Annotated in this window: 21 protein-coding genes; 9 read left to right on the top strand and 12 right to left on the bottom strand. The window is 61.9% G+C overall.

Annotated elements, in window-relative coordinates:
• The 6 genes from FQV27_RS18350 to FQV27_RS18325 all read right to left on the bottom strand — a co-directional run.
• A partial coding sequence (locus tag FQV27_RS18350) for a TIM barrel protein (protein ID WP_147101441.1) occupies positions 1-257 on the bottom strand: 257 nt, incomplete at its 3' end.
• 85 nt (positions 258-342) lie between these two features.
• Positions 343-1,272, bottom strand: a complete 930-nt coding sequence (locus tag FQV27_RS18345; RefSeq protein ID WP_147101439.1) for a sugar ABC transporter substrate-binding protein — start codon at positions 1,270-1,272, stop codon at positions 343-345.
• 9 nt (positions 1,273-1,281) lie between these two features.
• Positions 1,282-2,112, bottom strand: a complete 831-nt coding sequence (locus FQV27_RS18340) for an ATP-binding cassette domain-containing protein (RefSeq protein WP_166328451.1) — start codon at positions 2,110-2,112, stop codon at positions 1,282-1,284.
• A 10-nt stretch (positions 2,113-2,122) separates the two neighbouring features.
• Positions 2,123-3,199 (bottom strand): ABC transporter permease, encoded by a 1,077-nt coding sequence (locus FQV27_RS18335; RefSeq protein WP_147101437.1) that lies wholly within the window; start codon positions 3,197-3,199, stop codon positions 2,123-2,125.
• 81 nt (positions 3,200-3,280) lie between these two features.
• Entirely contained in the window at positions 3,281-4,225 is a 945-nt protein-coding gene (locus FQV27_RS18330) for a sugar ABC transporter substrate-binding protein (RefSeq protein WP_147101434.1), read from the bottom strand.
• Positions 4,226-4,460: 235 nt separating this feature from the next.
• Positions 4,461-5,498, bottom strand: coding sequence for a LacI family DNA-binding transcriptional regulator (locus tag FQV27_RS18325; protein ID WP_147101430.1), 1,038 nt, complete (start codon positions 5,496-5,498; stop codon positions 4,461-4,463).
• A gap of 120 nt (positions 5,499-5,618) precedes the next feature.
• Here FQV27_RS18325 and FQV27_RS18320 point away from each other — a divergent pair, with 120 nt between their 5' ends.
• Positions 5,619-6,782, top strand: a complete 1,164-nt coding sequence (locus FQV27_RS18320; RefSeq protein ID WP_147101427.1) for a Gfo/Idh/MocA family protein — start codon at positions 5,619-5,621, stop codon at positions 6,780-6,782.
• Between the two features lie 38 nt (positions 6,783-6,820).
• Here FQV27_RS18320 and FQV27_RS18315 read toward each other — a convergent pair whose 3' ends face one another.
• Positions 6,821-7,840 (bottom strand): LacI family DNA-binding transcriptional regulator, encoded by a 1,020-nt coding sequence (locus FQV27_RS18315; protein WP_147101424.1) that lies wholly within the window; start codon positions 7,838-7,840, stop codon positions 6,821-6,823.
• 257 nt (positions 7,841-8,097) lie between these two features.
• Here FQV27_RS18315 and FQV27_RS18310 point away from each other — a divergent pair, with 257 nt between their 5' ends.
• The 5 genes from FQV27_RS18310 to FQV27_RS18290 all read left to right on the top strand — a co-directional run bounded on the left by FQV27_RS18310 (position 8,098) and on the right by FQV27_RS18290 (position 13,625).
• Positions 8,098-9,147, top strand: coding sequence for an ABC transporter substrate-binding protein (locus tag FQV27_RS18310; RefSeq protein ID WP_147101422.1), 1,050 nt, complete (start codon positions 8,098-8,100; stop codon positions 9,145-9,147).
• A 62-nt stretch (positions 9,148-9,209) separates the two neighbouring features.
• Positions 9,210-10,007 carry an ATP-binding cassette domain-containing protein gene (locus FQV27_RS18305; protein ID WP_147101420.1) on the top strand — a complete coding sequence of 266 codons (798 nt, stop codon included), beginning with the start codon at positions 9,210-9,212 and terminating at the stop codon, positions 10,005-10,007.
• Positions 10,004-11,248: a sugar ABC transporter permease gene (locus FQV27_RS18300; protein ID WP_147101418.1), complete on the top strand. Its 1,245-nt coding sequence runs from the start codon at positions 10,004-10,006 to the stop codon at positions 11,246-11,248. Before FQV27_RS18305 ends, FQV27_RS18300 begins: the two co-directional genes overlap by 4 nt.
• 18 nt (positions 11,249-11,266) lie before the next feature.
• Entirely contained in the window at positions 11,267-11,995 is a 729-nt protein-coding gene (locus tag FQV27_RS18295; RefSeq protein ID WP_147101414.1) for an SDR family oxidoreductase, read from the top strand.
• 34 nt (positions 11,996-12,029) lie between these two features.
• Positions 12,030-13,625 carry an FGGY-family carbohydrate kinase gene (locus FQV27_RS18290; RefSeq protein WP_147101411.1) on the top strand — a complete coding sequence of 532 codons (1,596 nt, stop codon included), beginning with the start codon at positions 12,030-12,032 and terminating at the stop codon, positions 13,623-13,625.
• Positions 13,626-13,662: 37 nt separating this feature from the next.
• On the opposite strand, the gene FQV27_RS18285 is transcribed toward FQV27_RS18290, so the two are convergent.
• Genes FQV27_RS18285 through dctP form a run of 3 tightly spaced genes read right to left on the bottom strand, consistent with a single transcriptional unit; the run spans position 13,663 to position 16,597 of the window.
• Positions 13,663-14,958: a TRAP transporter large permease gene (locus FQV27_RS18285; protein ID WP_147101407.1), complete on the bottom strand. Its 1,296-nt coding sequence runs from the start codon at positions 14,956-14,958 to the stop codon at positions 13,663-13,665.
• Positions 14,955-15,551, bottom strand: a complete 597-nt coding sequence (locus tag FQV27_RS18280; RefSeq protein ID WP_147101404.1) for a TRAP transporter small permease — start codon at positions 15,549-15,551, stop codon at positions 14,955-14,957. Before FQV27_RS18280 ends, FQV27_RS18285 begins: the two co-directional genes overlap by 4 nt.
• A 35-nt stretch (positions 15,552-15,586) precedes the next feature.
• On the bottom strand, positions 15,587-16,597 hold the full coding sequence (gene dctP, locus FQV27_RS18275) for a TRAP transporter substrate-binding protein DctP (protein WP_147101401.1): 1,011 nt from the start codon (positions 16,595-16,597) through the stop codon (positions 15,587-15,589).
• A 290-nt stretch (positions 16,598-16,887) separates the two neighbouring features.
• Here dctP and FQV27_RS18270 point away from each other — a divergent pair, with 290 nt between their 5' ends.
• From FQV27_RS18270 to FQV27_RS18260, 3 genes are read left to right on the top strand one after another with little or no spacing between them, the layout of a single operon-like run.
• On the top strand, positions 16,888-17,805 hold the full coding sequence (locus FQV27_RS18270) for a dihydrodipicolinate synthase family protein (protein ID WP_186827385.1): 918 nt from the start codon (positions 16,888-16,890) through the stop codon (positions 17,803-17,805).
• A 5-nt stretch (positions 17,806-17,810) separates the two neighbouring features.
• Positions 17,811-18,467: a GntR family transcriptional regulator gene (locus FQV27_RS18265; protein WP_147101395.1), complete on the top strand. Its 657-nt coding sequence runs from the start codon at positions 17,811-17,813 to the stop codon at positions 18,465-18,467.
• A gap of 45 nt (positions 18,468-18,512) precedes the next feature.
• Entirely contained in the window at positions 18,513-20,099 is a 1,587-nt protein-coding gene (locus tag FQV27_RS18260) for a fucose isomerase (protein ID WP_147101392.1), read from the top strand.
• 152 nt (positions 20,100-20,251) lie between these two features.
• On the opposite strand, the gene FQV27_RS18255 is transcribed toward FQV27_RS18260, so the two are convergent.
• Together FQV27_RS18255 and FQV27_RS18975 are read right to left on the bottom strand one after the other, a co-directional pair.
• Positions 20,252-21,073, bottom strand: coding sequence for an enoyl-CoA hydratase-related protein (locus FQV27_RS18255; protein WP_147101389.1), 822 nt, complete (start codon positions 21,071-21,073; stop codon positions 20,252-20,254).
• Between the two features lie 96 nt (positions 21,074-21,169).
• The coding region (locus FQV27_RS18975; protein WP_186827384.1) for a hypothetical protein at positions 21,170-21,349 on the bottom strand (180 nt) is incomplete at its 5' end.

Genomic DNA, 21,349 nt, shown 5'->3' with positions numbered 1-21,349 from the left:
GCCGCTTGCCGTTCCGCCTCGTCATTGCTGGCCCAGCGATACATGGGCAGCAGCGTGGCGATGCCGACATTGGCGTCGGACAGCGCCTTTTTGAAGCTTTTCACCCGGTCGGGGAACACGCGCGGCGCCTTGAACCATTCAAGGAAATCGGCGCGGGGGCTGAGTTCGATCCACTCATAGCCCAGTTCCGCCACCTTCGAGGGCAGCTGTTCCAGCGTCAGATGGCGGTGCATGAAGGGGTCGAGCGCGATTTTCATCATCTGTCCTTTCATCCGGCACAGCATTCCCGGGGCGGTGGCCTGCACCGCAGCATTCGGATTGGGGCGGCGTGGGCGGTCGCGCCTATTGATAATCGCCCATGTTTTCGCGGGTGACGGGTTCGAACGGGATCCATATATTCCGCTCGGCCGGGGTGCCGCCCGCCATGCTGATGGCGGTTTGCAAGGCGACCTGCCCCTGCTTGGCGGCATTCTGGAAGACCGTGACATCCAGATCGCCCGAGGCGAGCGCCATCAGCCCGTCCGGCGTGGCGTCAATGCCTGCGACGACAACATCGTCCATGTTCATCCCCGCCGCCTTCATGGCCAGGATCGCGCCAATCGCCATTTCATCGTTATTGGCGATGACGGCGTCGAACTGCACGCCCGAGGTCAGCCAGTTCGTCATCAGATCCTGCGCCTCGGCCCGGTTCCAGTTGGCGGTCTGCTCCTCGACCACCGTCATGCCGGAACATTCGGGCGTGGCGATCACATCGTGAATGTCCTTGGTGCGGATGATCGCGGAATGGTTTTCCAGCGGCCCCACCATCACCAGCACGTCGCCCTTGCCGCCCAGCAACTCGCAAACCTGCTGCGTTTGCATGGTGCCGCTGTCGATTTCGTTCGAACCGACGAAGCTGACGCCTTCGGGCAATGCGTCCACATCACCCGGCGGATGGTTCACATAGACCAGCGGAATGCCGGCAGAGGTCGCCGCCTGCGTGATCGCGGTTGTGGAATTGCCGTCGACCGGGTTCACGATGATGGCGTCGTAGCCGCTGGCGATGAAGTTGTTCACCTGATCCAGCTGCCGGGCCACGTCCAGTTGCGCATCCTCGAACGCGACCTCTACCTCGCCTGCGTCTTCCGCCTCGGCACCGATCGCCTCGCGGATGATGGTCAGGAACGGGTTGTCAAAGGCCGTCATCGATACGGCCACGCGGGTTTCGGCAAGCGCGGGGCCAGCGAATGCGGTGGAAGCCAGAAGTGCCGTCATCGTCAGGAATTTCTGCATCATCTTCCCCTATGCTGCTGTGTCATATTCCGGTTGCGTCTTGGCGCCGGTGATATAGGCCACGACATCTTCGCCATCGGTGTCTTCCTTGCGCAGGTTCGCGCAGATGCGTCCGCGCCGCCACACGACGATGCGGTCGCACAGGTCCATCACCTGACGCATGTTGTGGCTGATCAGGATCAGCGGCTCGCCCTGTTCTTTCAGCGTTCGGATGATGTTTTCGACCTGCGCGGTTTCCTGCACACCAAGCGCCGCCGTCGGCTCGTCCATGATGGTCAGCTTGGAATGGAAGGTCGCGGTGCGGGCGATGGCCACGCATTGGCGCTGCCCGCCCGACATGTTCTGGATGGTGTTGCGGATGTTGGGGATCTTCACCCCGGTCCGTTCCAGCCCGCGCTTCGTCGCCTCTCTCATCGCCTTGTAATCGAGGATCGAGAACGGGCCGAGGTTGAACTTCCGGATCTCGCGGCCAAGGAACAGGTTGTCGGGCACGTCCAGATGATCGGCCAAAGCGAGGGTCTGGAAGACCGTTTCAATCCCGGCCTCTCGCGCCGCAAGCGGCCCATCGAAATCGACATACTGGCCGTTGAACCAGACCTTGCCGGCGGTGCGTTTTTCGACTGCGGTGATCTGGCGCACGAAGGTCGATTTTCCCGCGCCGTTGTCGCCCATGATCGCGACATGTTCGCCCTTGCGGATTTCGAAGTTGCAATCGACCAGCGCGTGGACGCCGCCGTAATGCTTGGTCAGGCCTTCAGTTCGCAGGATCACATCGCCCAGCGGTGCCGAAGGGGCCGGGGCATCCGCGCCCGAGATATCGGTTTGAATATCGCTTGCCATGAAAGCCTCCTTACGATCTGGCGGCCACGCGGCGCTGACGCCACTGGTCCAGCACGACGGCGCCGACAATGATCGCGCCCTTGACCATTTCCTGATAATACGCGTCGAGCCGCAGGAAGGTGAAACCAGAGATAATCACCCCGAAGATCAGCGCCCCCAGCACGGTGCCAAGGATCGTGCCGCGCCCGCCAGACAGCGAAATCCCCCCGATCACCGCCATGGCGATGGCGTCGAGTTCATACATCACGCCCATGCCTGCCTGCGCGGTCAGGTTCTTGGAACTCAGCACGATCGCGGCGATGCCGCCCAGCAAGCCGGCCAACGTATAGACCAGCACCTTGTGGCGGGCGACGTTGATGCCCGACATGCGCGCCGCCGCCTCGTTCGAGCCGATGGCATAGGTGTGCTTGCCGTAGACGGTGTATTTCAGGATCAGGTGAAACAGGATGGCCAGACAGGCGAAGATGATGACCGGCATCATGCCTGCGCCGATGCTGGCATAGCCGGGGGTCGGGAAAGATACCGGCTGACCGGCGGTCCACCACTTTGCAAGGCCGCGCGCCGATACCATCATGCCCAGCGTCGCGATGAAGGGCGGGATTTTCGTATATGCGATGAACAGCCCGTTGATCAGCCCGCAGGCGGTGCCGCAAAGAAGGCCGATCACCACCGGGATGATGACCGGCAAATCCACCCAGCCCCGATCAAAGAAGACGGCGCGAGTATTGTCCATGCCGTTGATCTGCCCCGCCTGCGCAAAGCTCATCGCGATCATGGCAGTCATTCCGACGACCGAGCCTGACGACAGGTCAATCCCGCCGGTCAGGATCACCTGCGTCACACCAAGCGCGATGATCCCGATGATCGAGACCTGAAGGATGATGATCTGCAGACGCGCCTGATTGAAGATGCCCGGCACGTTTTCGCGGGTGTTGAACAGGAAGCTGTCATGCATCAGCACCCGGCCCAGTAGTTCAAAGACGACAACAATCAGCACCAGCGCGATGGCGACGCCTGCCTCGGCCGGAAGGGTGCGCTTTGACCTGTCGAAACTCAGTCCACCGACACCGTGAGACGTATCTGACATGCTTCATCCTTCCTGCGGGGGGCCCCGTCGCGCGATGATCCGTTCCGGGCGGCGCAGCGCGCGCCGCCCGAAGGCGGGGCCTCAGTTGCTTTGGGCGAATTCCGCCATGTTTTCCGGGGTGACCAGCTGGAAGGGAACGTAGACCTTCTGTTCAACCGCCTCGCCCTTGGCCAGCTTCAGCGCCGCATCCAGCGCGCCGCCACCCTGCCCTGCCGCATCCTGGAACACAGTCACGTCCAGTTCGCCCGCAGCCATGGCCAGAAGCCCGTCCTGCGTGGCGTCGATGCCACCGATGACGACATCGTCCATATTGATGCCCGACGCCTTCATCGCCTGAATGGCCCCGATCGCCATTTCGTCATTGTTGGAAATCAGCGCGTCGAATTGCGTGCCCGATGACAGCCAGTTGGTCATCAGGTCCTGCGCTTCATCGCGCTGCCAGTTGGCGGTCTGTTCGTCGATGATGTTCAGGGTGACGCCGCAATTGCCGCTGTCCATCACGTCGTGAATGTCGGCCGTGCGCTGCACCGCTGCCTGGTTCGACAGCTCTCCCATCATCACATAGATATTCGCCTCGGTCTTGCCGGCGGCTTTCAGCAATTCGCAAACCTGCATCGTTTCCAGCGTCCCGGATTCCTTTTCGTCCGAGGCGACGAAGGCCTGATTGTCAGGCAGCGTATCGACGTTCACCGGTTCACGGTTGACGAACACCAGCGGCACATTGCCCGCCGCTGCGGCATCGGTCATTGCCTGCGTGGCCGAGGTATCGACCGGGTTCACGATGATCGCATCCACGCCCGAGGCGATGAAGTTGTTGATCTGGTCCAACTGACGCGCCACGTCGTTCTGCGCATCCTCGATCTGGACATCGACGCCTTCCATGCCGCTTGCCTGTTCTTGAATGCCGTTGCGCAGCACGGTCAGGAAGTTGTCATCGAACAGCGCCATGCTGACGCCGATATTTTCGGCACCGGCGGCGCCCGAAAGGCCCGCGACCATCGCAGTCGACAGCAGAATTCGTTTCATCATGTTCTCCTCCACAGGCGGCACCGGGTAAGCCGCAATCCGTTCGGCCTGACCCGCGGGCAGACCCGACCCACCCGCCAAAGCGGTGATTGTGCCGAAACTGTTCTTGTTGGTGCCGGCCCCTTAACTCCCAAGCCGACATGCAAGAGGATTCCCCATCTGAGGAGCGCAATCAACGTAAACCTGCCGGGAATCGCATCAAGCGTGATGTAATCAGTTTGTGATATTGATGCAATTACATCATAAATTCGCTTTCCGGCGTCCAGATCTGAGCCGGAAAGAAGCGCTGACCGGGGGTCTCGGTCAGCCCGCGCTCTGACGCCTCGATCATCTGCTGGATCAGGTCGGCGGCGATCTGTTTGATCGGCGTGGATAGCACGACACTTAACGATCCGTCCTGCAGTCCTGCCTGCGATTCCGGGGTCAGTTCGTTGACGATCAGCACAACCTGACCCGGCTTGCGCATTTCGCGGACCGCCTGAATCGCCCCCTCCATCCCGCCGCCCGCGCAGTACAGACCGACCAGATCCTGATGGCGCGACAACAGGTTCACGGTCGCTTCGTAGGTCAATTGCCGGGTTTCCAGATTGATCTGGGTTTCCAGCAGCAGAAAATCCGGCGCGGATTCACGGAAATAGCTACGAAATCCGGTTTCGCGCAATTCATGACCGTGAAAACGCGGGCCACCGATGAACAGCCCGACCTTGCCGGGATTGCGCGCGAGGCGCGAGATAAACCACCCCGCAATCCGCCCGACCTTCAGGTTATTGGTCCCGAAATAGCTTTCGCGCACCCCTTGGGCGAAATCGGACAGAAGCGAATAAACGGGGATGCCCGAAGCGCGTAGCTCTTGCACCGCCTGCGTCACGGCATGGTGGTCCAGCCCGGTGGCCGCAACCGCATCCACGCGGCCCTTCATGGCGACCAGCAGGCGGGCAAGGCCTTCGGGGTTGGGGTCGTCCAGAAACTTCGCGGTGATCTGCACGCGGCGCAACGTGCTGGCGCGCGCCTGCGCTTCGAACAGGCGCAGGGTTTCCTGATAAAAGGCGTGCTGCGATTTCTGAAGGATCAGGCCCAGCCGAAACTCCGGTTTGTCCGCCAGCATCCGGTGGCGGATGATGTTGGCACCGTGATAGCCGATGCGCTCGGCTGCGTCATGGACCCGGCGCACGGTTTCCTCGCGCACATTCGGGCGGCCGTTCAGCACCCGGTCCACGGTCGCGGTGCCGACACCGGCGGCACGGGCAAGATCAGCGATGGTGGGACGGGTCATGGTGGTTTCGCATCATAAGGTGATGCAAAGTATCAATGACAAACCGCGCCCCGGCAAGCGCGGCAGCGATGATGCGCGCTGCCTCGACCCTTGGCAGCGCATTCAGACAGGAGCGACGTAATGACCAGACGACTGAATATCGGCCTGATCGGATCAGGTTTCATGGGACAGGCCCATGCTGACGCCTTCCGGCGCGCGGGGATGCTGTATCGCGACCTGCCCGCCCAGCCGCATCTGTACATGCTTGCCGATGCAACGGATGCATTGGCCGCAGACGCCGCCAGCCGCTTCGGGTTTGCACGCTCGACCGGCGACTGGCGCGAAATGGTTAATGATCCCGGCGTCGATGTGGTCGACATCACCTCGCCCAATGCCATGCATCACGAAATGGCGCTGGCGGCGATTGCGGCGGGAAAGCACGTCTATTGCGAAAAGCCGCTGTCGGTCACGGTGGCCGAGGCCGAGGAGATGACAGCCGCCGCCCGCGCGAAGAGCGTAAAGACGATGGTTGCCTTCAACAACGTCAAGACACCCGCCGCAATGCTGGCCAGACAGATCATCGACGCAGGCGAGATCGGAACGCCAATGCGCTTTCGCGGCTGGTTCGATCAGGGCTTTTTCAACGATCCCGACCTGCCGTTTTCCTGGCGCTGCACCCGCAAGGAGGCCGGATCGGGCGCGCTTGGCGATCTGGGCAGTCACGTCATTTCAGTCGCGCAATATCTGATGGGCGACGTGGCCAGCACCATCGCGCAGACGCAGACCTATTTCCCGACTCGGCCCGTCCCGCAGGGCGCGGGTGGATACAGCGCCAAGGCCGCCGCAGACGCCCCCCGGCGCGAGGTCGAGAACGAGGATCAGGTGCAGGCCATGATCCGGTTTGCCAGTGGCGCGGGCGGCACGATCGAGGCATCGCGCGTGTCGGCGGGAAAGGTGTTCGGCGTCTATTGGGAAGTCTCGGGCACCGAAGGCACGATCATCATGGATGGCGAACGGTTCAACGAATTGAAGGTCGCGCGCTTTGGCGACCCGAAGCGCGACCGGGGCTTCAAGACGCTTCTGGCCGGGTCGCAGGTGCCGCAATTCGCGGCCTTCTTCCCCTTCGACTTTGCGGGTGGCGGCCTTGGCTATTTCGACGTGAAGGTGATCGAGGTGCGCGACCTGATCGAGGGCATCTGCGAGGCCGACAGCTGCGACCCGGATTTCGAGTTCGGGCTGAAGAACATGCGGATCATCGACGCGATGGAACGCTCGCTGCAATCGAGGACGTGGGAGGAGGTGTGACGTTTCCGACGCGCAAGTGCCCAAAGCGGCGTTGGGCTTCAGCCGTGCAGAAGCGGCTTGAGGATGCAGGGCACCTCGATCCTTGCGGGAAACTGATCGCCGGGCGAGGTCACGATGTCGAAAAGCCGGTTCAGCATGCCGGGGACATCCTGTTCGGTCATTCCGACATTCTGCGCAAGCAGCGCCGCGAAAGGGTCCCAGTCGAAGCAGCCGAACCTCGCATCAGTGCGATGTTTATGGTCGTTCAGCCAACGCACCACACCTTCAAGCGCGATGGTCGAATTCACGAAGATGCCGATCTTCGCAGGGAAATCCGCCTGCTCCATCGCGGCAAGGGCCTTGCTAGGCGAATAGCCCGGCATCAGCACCCGCTCGGCCGCGAAGTCGAGCTGCGCTTCTGCCAGCGCAGCGCGGAAACCGCGCAGGCGCTCCGTCGTATTGTGGTCGTGGGGACGACCGCCCACGAACCAAAGCGGGGGCGCATTGCCAAAATCCTCGGTCACGCGCTGAATGAGCAATCGTGTCAGATCGCGCGCACCCCCGAAATTGTCTGACAGGACTGACGGTGCTTTCTGTCCCGGAAGGTCAAGATTGATCGTCCTGACCCCGGCCGCCGCGCAGAACTCCGAAATCCTGTCAGGCTCGGTTGCGCCGGTCACGACAATCGTTTCTGCCTGATAGGACACCAGCTCCCTTGCGGCATCGAATTCCAGTTCCGGATCACGCTGGGTGCAGGTGATGACCGGAAACAGCCCGCGCGCGCGGGCCATCGTCTCGAACTGCTCGGCAATGGCACCGAAATAGCGGTTGTCGTATTTGGGCACGATCATCCCGACGATATGCGAGCGTTCGCGCCGCAGCATGCTTGCCTGAAGGTTAATCGCATAACCCTGTTCCTGCGCGATGCGAATCACCCGTTCGGCCGTGGCGGCGCTGATACGCCTGCGCTTCCAGCTTCCATTCAGAATAGAACTGACCGCACTCGGGCTGGCGCCCGCGATCTGCGCAAGGTCATAAATTGTCGGGCGTTTTGGCGAAACCGCGCCCTTTCTGGTCATCCGTTCTGATCCATCCCGTTGCCGAAAAAAGGCACCTGCCGCGTTCCACCTTGACAGAATCGCAGCTTCCATTCAATGTTGCTCAACCGATTGAGCATTGAAGCTGTATCGGTTGAGCAGCCGGAGGAGCGGCTGGGGGGAAATGTGCGGATCTGGCGTCTGACCAGGCTGTGGCGATGCGCCGCACCGGGCCGGCGCTGCGGGTCCGCCGCCTGCCCAGATGCACCCGGACAAGGGGTCAAAGGGGAGGAATTCGAATGACCACGAAATATGCGATTGCTGCGGTCTCGACCGCGATCATGGGGCTGTCGGCGGGCGCTGCGCTTGCGCAGGATGCGGCGACCGTCGCCTTTCTGATGCCCGACCAGGCATCGACCCGCTATGAAGAACATGACTTTCCAGGCTTCGAGGCCGCGATGAAAGAGCTCTGCGCGGATTGCACGGTGATCTACCAGAACGCCAACGCGGATGTTTCGCTGCAGCAGCAGCAGGTGAACTCTGTCATCGCGCAGGGCGCCAAGGTCATCGTTCTGGACCCGGTGGACAGCGCCGCCGCAGCCGGCCTTGTGCAGATGGCACAAAGCCAGGGCATTCGCATCATCGCCTATGATCGCCCGATCCCGGACATGCCCGCCGATTACTATGTCTCGTTCGACAATGAAGGGATCGGTGCTGCCATTGCCCAATCACTTGTCGATCACCTGAAGGCCGAAGGCGTCGAAGCCGGCGCAGGGGTCCTGCAGATCAACGGCTCTCCGACCGATGCGGCCGCCGGTCTTATCCGCGACGGGATCGATTCCTCGCTCGACGGGTCGGAATACGAGACGCTTTCGGAATACGATACCCCGGACTGGGCGCCGCCCAAGGCGCAGGAGTGGACCGCCGGGCAGATCACGCGCTTCGGGGACGAAATCAAGGGCATCGTTGCCGCCAATGACGGCACGGCAGGCGGCGCAATCGCGGCGCTGAAGGCGGCGGGTGTCAGCCCCGTGCCGCCGGTCACCGGCAATGACGCAACGATTGCAGCGCTGCAGCTGATTATCGCGGGCGATCAGTACAACACGATCTCGAAACCCTCGGAAATCGTGGCCGAGGCCGCAGCGAAGGTCGCCGTTGCCTTCCTGAACGGCGAAACGCCCGAAGCAAAGACGACACTTTACGACACCCCGTCCGAGCTGTTCGTGCCTGCCGTTGTCACGCGTGAGAACATCAAGGCCGAAATTTTCGACAAAGGCATTCAGACCCCGGAAGAGGTCTGCACCGCCGACTATGCCGATGCCTGCAAGGAACTGGGCATTACCCAGTAGCTGTTGCTGCCGGGCGCGCGGCTGACGCGCGCCCGTTTCTGAAATTGATTGGGGGAGAGATCATGGCCAGCATAGAGCCTTCGGCAGAGCCTATCCTGAAGCTGCGCGGCGTGTCGAAACAGTTCGGTGCCGTATCCGCGCTGACCGATATCGAGCTTGACATACATGCCGGCGAGGTCGTGGCTCTTGTCGGCGACAACGGCGCTGGCAAATCGACGCTCGTCAAGGTTCTGGCGGGTGTGCATCAGCCAACGGCAGGCACCATCGAATTCATGGGCAAGCCGGTCGATCTCGACAGTCCGGGCAAGGCGCTTGAAATGGGGATTGCGACCGTGTTTCAGGATCTCGCGCTGTGCGAAAATCTGGACGTGGTCGCCAACCTGTTTCTGGGCCATGAACTGAACCCGCTCGCGCTTGACGAGGTGCAGATGGAAGTGCGCGCCTGGACGTTGCTGCGTGAACTGGCGGCGCGCATCCCATCTGTGCGCGAACCCATCGCCTCGCTGTCCGGCGGCCAGCGTCAGACCGTGGCGATTGCGCGGTCGCTTCTGCTGGACCCCAAGATAATCATGCTGGACGAGCCGACGGCGGCCCTTGGCGTCGCCCAGACCGCCGAAGTCCTGAACCTGATAGAGCGGGTTCGCGAGCGGGGCCACGGTGTCGTTCTGATTTCGCATAACATGGAAGATGTCCGCGCCGTCGCGGACCGAATCGTCGTGCTGCGGCTGGGACGCAATAACGGCGTTTTCACCGCAGAAACCTCGAATGCCGAACTTGTCGCCGCCATTACCGGCGCGACGGAAAATGCCGTTTCGCGCCGCCGCGCGCGCAAAGAGGAACAGATGGAGCCGCAGGCATGAGCGAGCAGAACCCCCCTACCGCACTCGACCGCTCGGACAGCCGGGTCCGCCATGACGAAGGTATCGCCGGCGCGCTGCGCGCCTTCATCGACCGGATACGATCGGGCGATCTGGGCATGCTGCCCGTCGCGGTCGGTCTGATCCTGATCTCGGTCGTCTTCGCATCGCTCAACCCGGTATTTCTGGCGCCGAACAACCTTGTGAACCTGCTGTTTGACGCCGCCGCCGTCGGCTGCATCTCACTCGGCATTGTCTGCGTGCTGATCCTTGGCGAAATCGACCTGTCCGTCGGCTCGATGAGCGGTCTTGCATCCGCGCTGATCGGTGTTCTCTGGGCGAATATGGGCCTGCCGGTTCTGGTTGCGATCGTCGCCGCGATTGCCGCGGGCGCGCTGATGGGCATGGTCTATGCGATGCTGCTGAACAGGTTCGGCATGCCGAGTTTCGTGTCCACCCTGTCAGGCCTGCTGGCACTTCTGGGGATGCAGCTTTACATCCTCGGGCCGACGGGGTCGATCAACCTAAGCTATAATTCTGCACTCGTGAAGTTCGGCCAGATCCTCATCATGCCGCACTGGCTGAGCTATCTGCTGGCCCTCTTGCCGGGCGCCGTGATGATCGTTCTGGGACTTGGCACCATGCGCCGCCGGGCCGAGGCGAACCTGTCCAGTCCGGGGCTGAGCGTACTGATCGCCAAGGCCGCATTGCTGACCGTAGCACTGCTGATCGCGGTCTTCTATCTGAACCGCGGGCGCGGTGTGCCCTATATGTTCGGGCTGTTCGTCGCGCTGGTGGTCGGGATGAACTATCTGCTGACACGCACGAAATGGGGCCGCTCGATGTTCGCGGTGGGCGGCAACCGAGAGGCCGCGCGCCGCGCCGGCATCAATGTGGGCCGCATCCGCATGACCGCGTTCATGTTCTGCTCGTCGCTCGCGGCGCTTGGCGGGGTTCTGGCCTCGGCACGGCTTGCGACCTCCAGCCAACAGGCAGGCACGGGCGACGTCAACCTGAACGCTATCGCCGCGGCCGTGATCGGGGGAACCTCGCTTTTCGGGGGGCGTGGGTCGGCATGGTCGGCGCTGCTTGGGATACTGGTGATCCAGGCGATCTCGAACGGGCTGACGCTGCTCAACCTCAGCTCTTCGCTTCGTTACATGATTACCGGGGCGGTGCTGGCAATTGCCGTAATCGTCGACTCTCTTGCCCGCCAATCCCGCGCCAGCCACGGCCGTGGTTGACAGCAGAAGGATATGAACATGACTGGACTGATGAATGGCAAGGTCGCCGCCGTCACTGGCGCGGCCTCGGGGATCGGGCTTGAATGCGCGAAAACCCTGTTGGCTGAAGGGGCGACGGTCGTGCTGATCGACCGCGCCGCCGACCGGCTCGACGCGATCTGTGCCGAACTGGGGCCAAGCGCAAAGCCGCTGGTCATCGACCTGATGAATGGCGCAGAGGTTGACGAAATGGCCGCGCGGATCGAAGCGCTTGCCGGACCGCTGGACATTCTGCATGCGAATGCTGGGGCCTATATCGGCGGCGCGGCTGCGGAGGGCGATCCCGATGCCTGGGACAGGATGCTGCATTTGAATATCAATGCGGCCTTCCGGTCGGTCCGCGCGGTCCTGCCCGGCATGATCGAGCGCAAGACCGGCGATGTGATCTTCACATCTTCCGTCGCAGGTGTCGTCCCGGTGGTGTGGGAGCCCGTCTATACCGCGTCCAAATTCGCTGTTCAGGCGTTCCTGCATGCGACCCGCCGGCAGGTATCGGAGCATGGCATACGCATGGGGGCCGTGCTGCCTGGCCCAGTCGTTACTGCACTGCTGGATGACTGGCCCAAGGCCAAGATGGAGGAAGCGCTTGCCAATGGTTCGCTCATGCAGCCGAAGGAAGTGGCAGAGGCGGTGCTGTTCATGCTCAGCCGTCCGCGCAACGTGGTGATCCGCGACCTTGTCATCCTGCCGAACAGCGTCGATCTGTGATCCATCGCTGTCCTCACATGAGACGGAGAATATCATGAGTGACGCGGTTTTCCTTGGCGTGGATGTCGGCACAGGCAGCGCGCGCGCCGGGCTTTTCGACGCGCAGGGGCAAATGCTTGCCGTCGCGAAGCGCGATATCAGAATGTGGCGTGACAGCACGGATTTCGCTGAACAATCCAGCGACGACATCTGGCAGGCCATCTGCGCCGCGACGCAAGAGGCGGTCGAAAACGCCGGTATCGACCCCACGCGCGTCGCCGGGATCGGCTTTGATGCGACATGCTCGCTTGTCGTGCTGGGTCAGAACGGCGAACCGCTCAGCATCAGCCCGTCGGGCGATGCTGCCCGAAACATCATCGTCTGGATGGATCACCGCGCGCTCGATCAGGCACGACGCATCAATGCGACAGGCCATGACGTCCTGCGCTATGTCGGCGGCATCATCTCGCCCGAGATGGAAACGCCGAAGCTGCTTTGGCTGAAGGAGAACATGCCGCAGACCTATGATGCGGCATGGCAGTTCTTCGACCTCGCCGACTATCTGAGTTGGCGCGCAACGGGCGACACGGCGCGCTCGACCTGCACCGTCACCTGCAAATGGACCTATCTCGCCCATGAGGGGCGGTGGGACCCGGATTACTTCCGGACGATCGGCCTTGGCGATCTTGCCGATGAGGATTTCAGGCGCATCGGGGAGCGGATCGTCGCGCCGGGAACCCCGCTGGGTCGTGGCCTGACCGCAGAGGCTGCAGCAGAACTGGGCCTGAACGAAGGCACCCCGGTCGCGGCCGGGCTGATCGACGCCCATGCGGGCGGCATCGGGACCGTGGGCGCCGAGGGGCGCCCGGAATCGAACCTCGCCTACGTGTTCGGCACCTCGTCCTGCACGATGACGACGACCGCACAGCCTGCTTTCGTGCCCGGCGTCTGGGGGCCATACTATCAGGCAATGATCCCCGATATGTGGCTGAACGAAGGTGGCCAGTCGGCAGCCGGCGCTGCCATAGACCAGTTGCTGCATTTCCACCCCGCCGCGCCCGAGGCGACCGAGGCCGCGCGAAGTGCAGGTATGCCCCTGCCCGTCTGGCTGGCCGAACAGGCGACAGCATCGCTCGGCAGCCTTTCCGATGCGGTCACGCTGGCCGGAAAGCTGATTGTCGTGCCTGAATTTCTTGGCAACCGCGCGCCGTTCGCCGATCCGGACGCCCGTGCGATCATTTCGGGCCTGGGGATGGAGCGTGACATCAGCAGCCTTGTGGCACTGTATATCGCGGGCATTTGCGGCGTTGGTTACGGGCTGCGCCAGATCATCGAAACGCAGGACCGCGAAGGCGTGACTGTCGATCGGGTGGTCATCTCTGGCGGGGCGGGAAGTCTGCCGCTGATCCGGCAATTGCTGGCCGATGCAACCGGAAAGCCGGTGATATCGGTCGAGGCGGAAGAACCGGTGCTGGCCGGGTCGGCCATTCTGGGCGCGGTCGCAGCAGAGGCATATCCGAGCATGGCCGATGCCATGCGCAACATGTCACGGAAATCGGCAGAGTTTCGGCCCGAAAGCGATGCCGCTGCCCGGCATGACGACCGCTATCGGGTCTTCTGCGCCTTGCAGGACGCGGCCAAGCTTTCCTGACCGGGTGCGCGCTGATGCGCGTCCCCGGTGCCGCAGATCAGCCCTGATAGCCAAACATCCGAGGCAGAAACAGGGTGATTTCCGGTATCAGGATCAGCGCCATCAACGCGATCAACAACGCCCCAAGGAAAGGCCAGACATCCCGGATGATCTCTGCCAGCGGGATGCGTGTCACCGCGTTGATGACGAAAAGCAGGATGCCGTAAGGCGGCGTTATCAGACCGATCATGCAGTTGACCACCGCGACGACGCCAAAATGCACCAGGTCGATGCCCAGAAGGTTACAGGTCGGGATGAACAGCGGGATGATGACCAGAATAATCGTGGATGCGTCCAGCACACAGCCCAGAAGAAGAAGCAGAATATTCACGCCCAGCAAAAAGGTCAGCGGCGCGACATCAAGCCCGGCCATGGCGTTGGCCATCATGTCCGGGATATTTTCCGACGCCACGATATAGTTCAGGATCAGCGCGCCGCCGATGACAATACCGACCGCGGCCGAGGATCGCGCACTGTCGACGAGAATTCCATAAAAATTCCGGACGCTCAGCGCGCGATAGAAAAACCCGGCCAGAAGCAGCGCGTAAAGCGCGGCCACGGCGGCAGCTTCGGTCGGGGTCGTGACGCCGCCATAGATCCCGTAAAGCAGGATCGCGGGCATCAGAAGGGCCGGGAACGCCTCGACCGTGAGGCGGGGCATCTCCGACATCGGGACGGGATCTTCAACCCCGAATTTACGACGATGGGAAATCCACCAGTTCATCGCCATCAGGACGGCGCCCATCAGCAGCCCCGGCAAGATCCCGGCAAGAAACAGAAACCCGATCGACGTATTCGAAACCAGTGCATACAGCACCATCGGAATCGACGGTGGAATGATCGGCCCGATCGTCGCCGAGGCAGCCGTGATCGCAGCGGCATAGCCGCGTGTGTAATGGCCAGACTTGACCATCATGTCGATGATGATCTTGCCGATCCCCGCCGCATCCGCGACGGCAGAGCCGCTCATCCCCGAAAATATCAGCGAAGCCACGACGTTGACATGACCAAGCCCGCCCTTGAAACGGCCGACAAGGCCCACGCAGAACCGCAGGAGCCGGTCCGAAATGGTCCCGGCATTCATGATATTCGCCGCGACGATGAACAGCGGAACGGCCAGCAGAATGAAGCTGCCATACATGCCGTCGAGAAGGATTTTGCCGGCAAGTCCGATCCCGTCCCCAGCCGCCCAGAGATAGGCAATCGACGAAACCAGAATGGCATAGGCGATGGGCATGCCGATTGCGGCAAGACCCATCAAGGTCACAAGGCAAAGCGCGAAGGCGAAGCTCATTTCGGGTCCACCCCGTGATAATCGTCGCTCATATCCTCGGCCAATTGCATGTGGTGATCAGCCTCTGGTTCAGCGCCGTGACGAATGACCTCGACCACGCGCCACGCATAGCGCAGGCCCACCACGACGAGGAAGAAGATATAAATCGAATAGACGTCCCTCATGCGCACCCAGTCGCCCAGCAACTGCTTGAGCGTCGCCGTCTGTTTCAGGCGCAGGATGTGGAACTTGTCCCATGTCGGCAGAACCGAAAGAAGGAAGCAGATCGCGATGGCAAGGCCCGCGACAATCGCGAAGACCTTGCGCGTGTTCGGGCGCACGACGTTGTACAGAATATCGAAAGTGACGTGATCGCGGTCTCGAACGATGGTCGCATTGCCGAAGAACACGATCCAGACCCACAGCGCCAGACAGAATTCCAGCGTCCAGCCATATCGCGACGCGTCAAGAAACGGCATGGACTGGGCAAGCCAGTCCAGCCGCGCCGTATAGCGGATCGTTATCTGCAGAATGAACGTGGCAAACATGGCAAGCATCGCCATGCCGGCCAGAAATTCGGCGCCGCGAACGATCCAGTTCGTAAGCTGTCGCATCACTCCCCCTCCCTTTCGCGGCGCCTGCGGGCCTGTCAGCCGCCGAGCGCGTTGATCTTTTCAAGCGTTCCTTCAGGCCAGCTGTCCGAGATATCCGAGCTCAGATATTGCTCCTGCACATGGGTGCGGAATGCCTCAAGATCGGGTTCATATACGTCGAGACCCTGATCCTTGAAAAACTGAACCAGCTCTTCCTCTAGCGCAAGCTGCTGCTGGCGACCGGATTCCGCTGCATCGTCCAGTGCCTTCTGCAGCGTCGCCTGCTGTTCGGGCGTCATGCCGTCCCAGATCTCTTTCGAAAAGGCGATATAGTTCTGATCGACGAGGTGCGAGGTAAGCGCGATCTGCTTCGTGACCTCGTAGAACTTCGCATCCCGGTCGGTCGGAAGCGGGTTGTCCTGTCCGTCGACCGAGCCTGTTGAAAGTGCCGTGTAGATTTCGGCAAAGGCCATCGGCGTCGGGTTCGCCCCAAGCGCCTGGCCCAGGAACTGCCACGCGTCAGTGCCCGGCATCCGAAGGTTCACACCCGCGAGATCAGCCGGGGTCTGAACATTCTTTTCCTCCTGCGAGAAGCGCAGGTTCAGCTGACGGCGACCCAGATACATGACTGTCAGAAGCTTGACACCCAGTTCGTCCTCGACCTTCTGCTTGAACGGGTCCATCAGCGGATCGTTGAAGACCGCGACCTGGTGGGCTGCGTCCTTCAGCACATAGCCGGCGGTAAAGATCGAGAATTCCGGGAAAAACGTCGCAAGTTCCTGCGCCGAGGCGATCGACATTTCCAGATCGCCAGAGGCAATCGCCTCAAGCTCGGAGCCCTGCGCAACCAGCGAGGCGTTGTAATGCGGCTCGTAGTCGATGAATTCCGCGACGGCGGGGGCGAAAACCTCTGCCAGCGCGACGGAACGCTGATCGGTTTCGGACGCTGGGGTCGACAGTCTCAGCTTAACCTTGTCCTGCGCCAGCGCGGGCGCTGCGAAAGACGACAGAAGCGCTGCTGCAGTTGTGACCGCGATGACAGCGCGGCGAGTCATTTGAATCGGCATTCGGTATCCTCCCTTTTTATGTTCGGGCGTCATTCTTATGACCACCCGCTTATGGCGAGGTTACATTCTTTGACCCTCTCGGCCACAGACTTTTTTGACCTCGCCGGCAAAAAGCCTGTTGCGATCCACTGGATGCGACGCCTGCGCGCCACTTGTGGCGGCATCGGATGTGCCCGATCTGAATGCGCAGCGACCTCCCTTTCCAGCGGCGCCTCGCACCAACATGCATATTGCGTAATCACTGTCAACTTAGTAACATGTCAGTCAACGCATCAGTGCCGGAGATCCCTATGCCAGACTCAATCCCTTCCGAAACGCGCAGTTTGGCTGCACCGCGCGCGCATCTGTTTGGGGTCTCCGTCGCGATGGTGACGCCCTTCCTGCCCGACGGCAGCGTGGATCTGGACCGCTTCGCCGATCATGCGGCAGCGATGATGTCGCGCGGCGCGGATGGGTTGACGCTTTACGGCACCACGGGCGAAGGCGCGTCGCTTGGACCATCGGACCGTGCCGCAATGCTTGATGCAGCGAAGGATGCAGGCGTCGCGCCAGAGCGGATGACGGTATGTATCGCGGCATGCGATCTGGAGACCGCCGAGTCGCAGACCCGCGCGGCCTTCGCTGGCGGTGTGCGCCGGCTGCTTCTGGCACCGCCGTTCTATTTCAAGGGCGTCGATGACGAGTCGTTGTTCCGCTGGGTCAGCGAATATGTTTCTCGTATCGCGGATGGCGACCCAGAGATAATTCTGTATCATATTCCGCAGGTTACGGGCGTTCATTTCGACGCCCCGCTAATCCGCCGCATCAAGGACAGCTTCGGCGATGCGATCTTCGGCGTGAAGGACAGCGCGGGAAGCTGGGACCATACCGCCCCGCTGCTGCCGATGGACGATCTGGCGATCATGATCGGTGACGAACGCCTGCTGGCGCGGGCAGCACCACTTGGCGGGGCCGGAGCGATCAGCGGAATGGCAAACCTGGTGCCCGAACTGCTTCACCAGATGATCTTCGAAGGCCGCGCGATGCCCGAGATGGACCGCCTTGTCGATGATGTTGTCCGCGCGCCCGTCACGCCGCTGGTGAAGGCGCTTGTCGGGGCGGCGCGCGCCGAGAAGGGATGGGACCAGACGCGCGCACCGCTCGCACCCGCCGATCCTGCGCTGGTGGCCGCACTCGCCCCACGCGTAAAAGCCCTGTCTGGCAGGTGAGCGTCATGGCATCCGGCGACATGACGCTGCGCGAGCAGGCCTATGAAACCTTCACCGAACAACTTCTGAACCGGCAGATTCAGCTTGGGCAATTCCTGTCCCAAAGAGAGCTGGTCAAGCTGACCGGGATGCCTTTGGGCGCGATCCGCGAAATGATCCCCAGGCTTGAGGCGGACGGGCTGATCCGCACCGTGCCGAACCGCGGGCTGCAGATCGTGCAGGTTGATCTTGGCCTTATCCGCAACGCCTTTCAGCTTCGCATGGTGCTGGAACGCGAGGCGGTGCGCAACTTCGTCTCTACCGCCACCGATGAGGAATTGCGTATCCTGCGACAAATGCATGTCGAGACGCGCCACGCGGCGCTGACATCGGGTGTCACGCCGGAACTTCTGGCGATGGCGCAGCAGATGGACTGGCATATGCATGACCGCATGATCGACGCGCTCGACAATCAGATCATCTCGGCCATCTACCGCACCAACGCGATCAAGATCCGCCTCATACGCAACGAGGATACGCGGATGCTGCCCGAGCTTCTTGTGTCTGTCATGGACGAGCATCTCGCGCTGATCGACGCGCTTGTCGCCCGCGACGGGCCAGCGGCAGAGGCCGCGCTGAGCGCGCATATCGACAGCGCGAAACGGCGCGCAGTGCGGATCTGAAGCGCGGCCCCGCCGCATACGATCACCCCAAACGGAGATAGAACAATGCGTATCGCCCTTGTCGCCAGCGGAGATCTTCGCGAAAGCGCCAACACCACTTGCTGGCCTGCGCAGAAAGCGATGGAGGACAAGCTTTCCGCCGTTCTCGCCGATATGGGTCACGAGCTTTGGCGCGCCCATCCCGTCAAGCCGGAAGGTCACGGATTTATCGCGTCGCAGCGCGAAGGGATGGACGTCTTTTCCGGCATCGACCCGGACATGCCGCTGATCGTCGCCGAAGCGGTCTGGCAATACTCGCATCACGTTCTTCCCGGCCTGACGACACATCGCGGCCCGATCCTGACGCTTGCGAACTGGTCAGGCGAATTTCCGGGGCTGGTCGGGATGCTGAACCTCAACGGCTCGCTGACCAAGGCGGGGTTGCGCTATTCGACATTATGGAGCCGCGATTTCGACGACGCGTTCTTCCTTGACGGTTTGGCCGAATGGCTTCGCACGGGCCAGATAACCCATGATGCCAGCCACCTGCGCCCCTACGCGCCGGATCAGACATCGCCAGAGGATCGCGCGATCGCGCGCGACATCGCGGATGACATGCGCGAACGAAAGGTCATCATGGGGGTTTTCGACGAGGGGTGCATGGGCATGTTCAACGCCATCATCCCCGACGAATTGCTGATACCGCTTGGCGTGTTCAAAGAACGCCTTTCGCAATCCGCGCTGTATCATGCAGCACGCGAAGTGCCGGAACAGGAAGGCCGTGCCTGCTATGACTGGATGCGTGAACGCGGCATGACATTTCATCTGGGCACCGACCCCGCGACGGAACTGACCGAAGATCAGGTCATTGACCAGTGCCGGATGTATATCGCCGCGGTGCGCCTTGCCGACCGTTTCGGCTGCGAAAGCATCGGCATTCAGTATCAGCAGGGTCTGATGGACCTCTGGCCCGCCTCGGATCTGATCGAGGGAATGCTGAACAACGACGATCGCCCCGATGTCGCGCGCGCGGATGGCAGCGTGATCCGGGAAGGTCAGGCGATTGCACATTTCAACGAAGTTGACGAATGCGCCGGTCTTGATGCGATGATGATCCATCGCGTTCAACGCGCGCTCGGCCAGCCAGTCGAAACGACGCTGCATGATCTGCGTTGGGGCGACAATGATGCCTCGGGCACGGTGGATGATTTCGTCTGGGTGTTCGAAATCTCTGGCGCGGCACCGCCTGCGCATCATCCGGGCGGCTGGAACGGGTCTGAAAGCCTGCGTCAGCCGGCAATGTTCTTCCCGGCAGGCGGCGGCACCTTGAAGGGCTATGCCCGGCCCGGCGACATCGTCTGGAGCCGCATCTTCGTCGAAGGCGTCGCGCTGCACATGGATATTGGCCTCGGCCGCGCGCTGGAATTGCCGCCAGAGGAAAGCGAGCGCCGCAGTCGTGCCACGAACTATGAATGGCCGATCATGCATGGCGTATTGACCGGCATCAGCCGCGATCAGATGATGGGCCGTCACCGCGCGAACCATATTCAGGTCGCCTATGCATCTGACACCGCCGCCGCCGAACGCGCCATGCTTGCCCGCGCCGCGCTGGCGCAAGAACTGGGTATCAGTGTCACGCTTTGCGGCGTCTGATCGGCGCCGAAGCGACAATAAAGGCGCGTCTGAAAGGCAGCCTTGACTGCTATCCCGACCTCCTGCTCGGCACCGGCTTCAGTGCCGGGGCCAGACAGGCTGTGCCCGAATAGCGCCACGGTCAGCGGAAGGCAGGTGTCAGGCGCGCGGGATCACCCCTTGTCTCGCTTCGCGTCAGTCGGCTGACCGAAATCCGGCTTGCGACCGGCATTGCATGCTGCGATGCCTTCCGCTGCTTCTGCCCCTCCGAAAGCCTGCGCAAGATGCTGCCTTTCAATATCCATTTGCTCGTCGAAAGACCGGTCGGATGCGCCATCCAGCATCGACAGGATCATCGCCTGCGCATCCAGCGCCCCGGCCGCAAGCTCATCCGCAAGACGCAGCGCGACACTCAGCGCGCCGCCCGTCGCAGAGATGCGGTTCACAATGCCGAACTGCGCGAGTCGCAACGCGGAAACCGGCTCTCCCAGCAGCAATATCTCTGCAACTTTCTGGGGCGGTAAGGCGCGGGCAAGCACAGATGTCGCGCCCCCATCCGGGACAAGTCCCAGCTTGACATGTGACATACCGAAACTGGCATCGGTCGCGGCGACGATCATATCGGCGGCTAGCGCGACAGACGCCGCGGCGCCGGCTGCCCCGCCCTCGACCGAGGCGATGACCGGCTTCCGGCAGGTCCGCACAGCGCGAATGGTGTCGTGCAGCGCCTCGATCTGCGAGATCCGCTGCGCCGCTGACAGCGCCGCATAAGCGCCAAGCTGTTCGATATCCTCACCGGCAGAGAAGAAACCCTCGGCGCCCTGAATGACGACATTGGCGACCGAAGCCTCTGCCTGGGCCAGTTCCAGACCGTTCTGCAAGCCGTCACACATCTGCGGACAAAGGCCATTGCGGTGATGCGGGCGGTTGAGGGTCAGCAGAAGCGTTGATCCGCGACGCTCGACAAGAACCAGATTTGAAGCGGTCTCTCTCATGTCACCCTCCACGGCCCGCCTGTGCAGGCTATTTTGCAAACCTGGCCCTTCCTCAACAAAGCCCTTTCATCATCAGAGAATTCGAGGTTCATGGGGTTACTCCTTGTTGAGATCGGCGAAGGTTTTTCCCGACTGCGCGAGGGTTCGCAGCAGTTTGGGGACCTGCCAGTAATGGGGGTCTTCTTGTGCATAGGCCTCGATGCGCGTGATCAGGGCTTCTGCGCCGATGCGGTCGGCATAGTTCAGCGGGCCGCCGAGATGGCGGGGGAAACCGTA

The organism is Paracoccus aurantiacus (assembly GCF_007993065.1).
Lineage (GTDB): Bacteria > Pseudomonadota > Alphaproteobacteria > Rhodobacterales > Rhodobacteraceae > Paracoccus > Paracoccus aurantiacus.
This window is presented reverse-complemented; position numbering and strand designations above follow the sequence as displayed.

Coding starts and splice junctions, on each gene's coding strand:
- FQV27_RS18300 (WP_147101418.1), top strand. CDS start 10,004: ATGAGCGAGCAGAACCCCCCTACCGCACTCGACCGCTCGGACAGCCGG.
- FQV27_RS18330 (WP_147101434.1), bottom strand. CDS start 4,225: ATGAAACGAATTCTGCTGTCGACTGCGATGGTCGCGGGCCTTTCGGGC.
- FQV27_RS18255 (WP_147101389.1), bottom strand. CDS start 21,073: ATGAGAGAGACCGCTTCAAATCTGGTTCTTGTCGAGCGTCGCGGATCA.
- FQV27_RS18315 (WP_147101424.1), bottom strand. CDS start 7,840: ATGACCAGAAAGGGCGCGGTTTCGCCAAAACGCCCGACAATTTATGAC.
- FQV27_RS18265 (WP_147101395.1), top strand. CDS start 17,811: ATGGCATCCGGCGACATGACGCTGCGCGAGCAGGCCTATGAAACCTTC.
- FQV27_RS18290 (WP_147101411.1), top strand. CDS start 12,030: ATGAGTGACGCGGTTTTCCTTGGCGTGGATGTCGGCACAGGCAGCGCG.
- FQV27_RS18295 (WP_147101414.1), top strand. CDS start 11,267: ATGACTGGACTGATGAATGGCAAGGTCGCCGCCGTCACTGGCGCGGCC.
- FQV27_RS18260 (WP_147101392.1), top strand. CDS start 18,513: ATGCGTATCGCCCTTGTCGCCAGCGGAGATCTTCGCGAAAGCGCCAAC.
- FQV27_RS18305 (WP_147101420.1), top strand. CDS start 9,210: ATGGCCAGCATAGAGCCTTCGGCAGAGCCTATCCTGAAGCTGCGCGGC.
- FQV27_RS18320 (WP_147101427.1), top strand. CDS start 5,619: ATGACCAGACGACTGAATATCGGCCTGATCGGATCAGGTTTCATGGGA.
- FQV27_RS18345 (WP_147101439.1), bottom strand. CDS start 1,272: ATGCAGAAATTCCTGACGATGACGGCACTTCTGGCTTCCACCGCATTC.
- dctP (WP_147101401.1), bottom strand. CDS start 16,597: ATGCCGATTCAAATGACTCGCCGCGCTGTCATCGCGGTCACAACTGCA.
- FQV27_RS18325 (WP_147101430.1), bottom strand. CDS start 5,498: ATGACCCGTCCCACCATCGCTGATCTTGCCCGTGCCGCCGGTGTCGGC.
- FQV27_RS18285 (WP_147101407.1), bottom strand. CDS start 14,958: ATGAGCTTCGCCTTCGCGCTTTGCCTTGTGACCTTGATGGGTCTTGCC.
- FQV27_RS18310 (WP_147101422.1), top strand. CDS start 8,098: ATGACCACGAAATATGCGATTGCTGCGGTCTCGACCGCGATCATGGGG.
- FQV27_RS18270 (WP_186827385.1), top strand. CDS start 16,888: ATGCCAGACTCAATCCCTTCCGAAACGCGCAGTTTGGCTGCACCGCGC.
- FQV27_RS18280 (WP_147101404.1), bottom strand. CDS start 15,551: ATGCGACAGCTTACGAACTGGATCGTTCGCGGCGCCGAATTTCTGGCC.
- FQV27_RS18335 (WP_147101437.1), bottom strand. CDS start 3,199: ATGTCAGATACGTCTCACGGTGTCGGTGGACTGAGTTTCGACAGGTCA.
- FQV27_RS18340 (WP_166328451.1), bottom strand. CDS start 2,112: ATGGCAAGCGATATTCAAACCGATATCTCGGGCGCGGATGCCCCGGCC.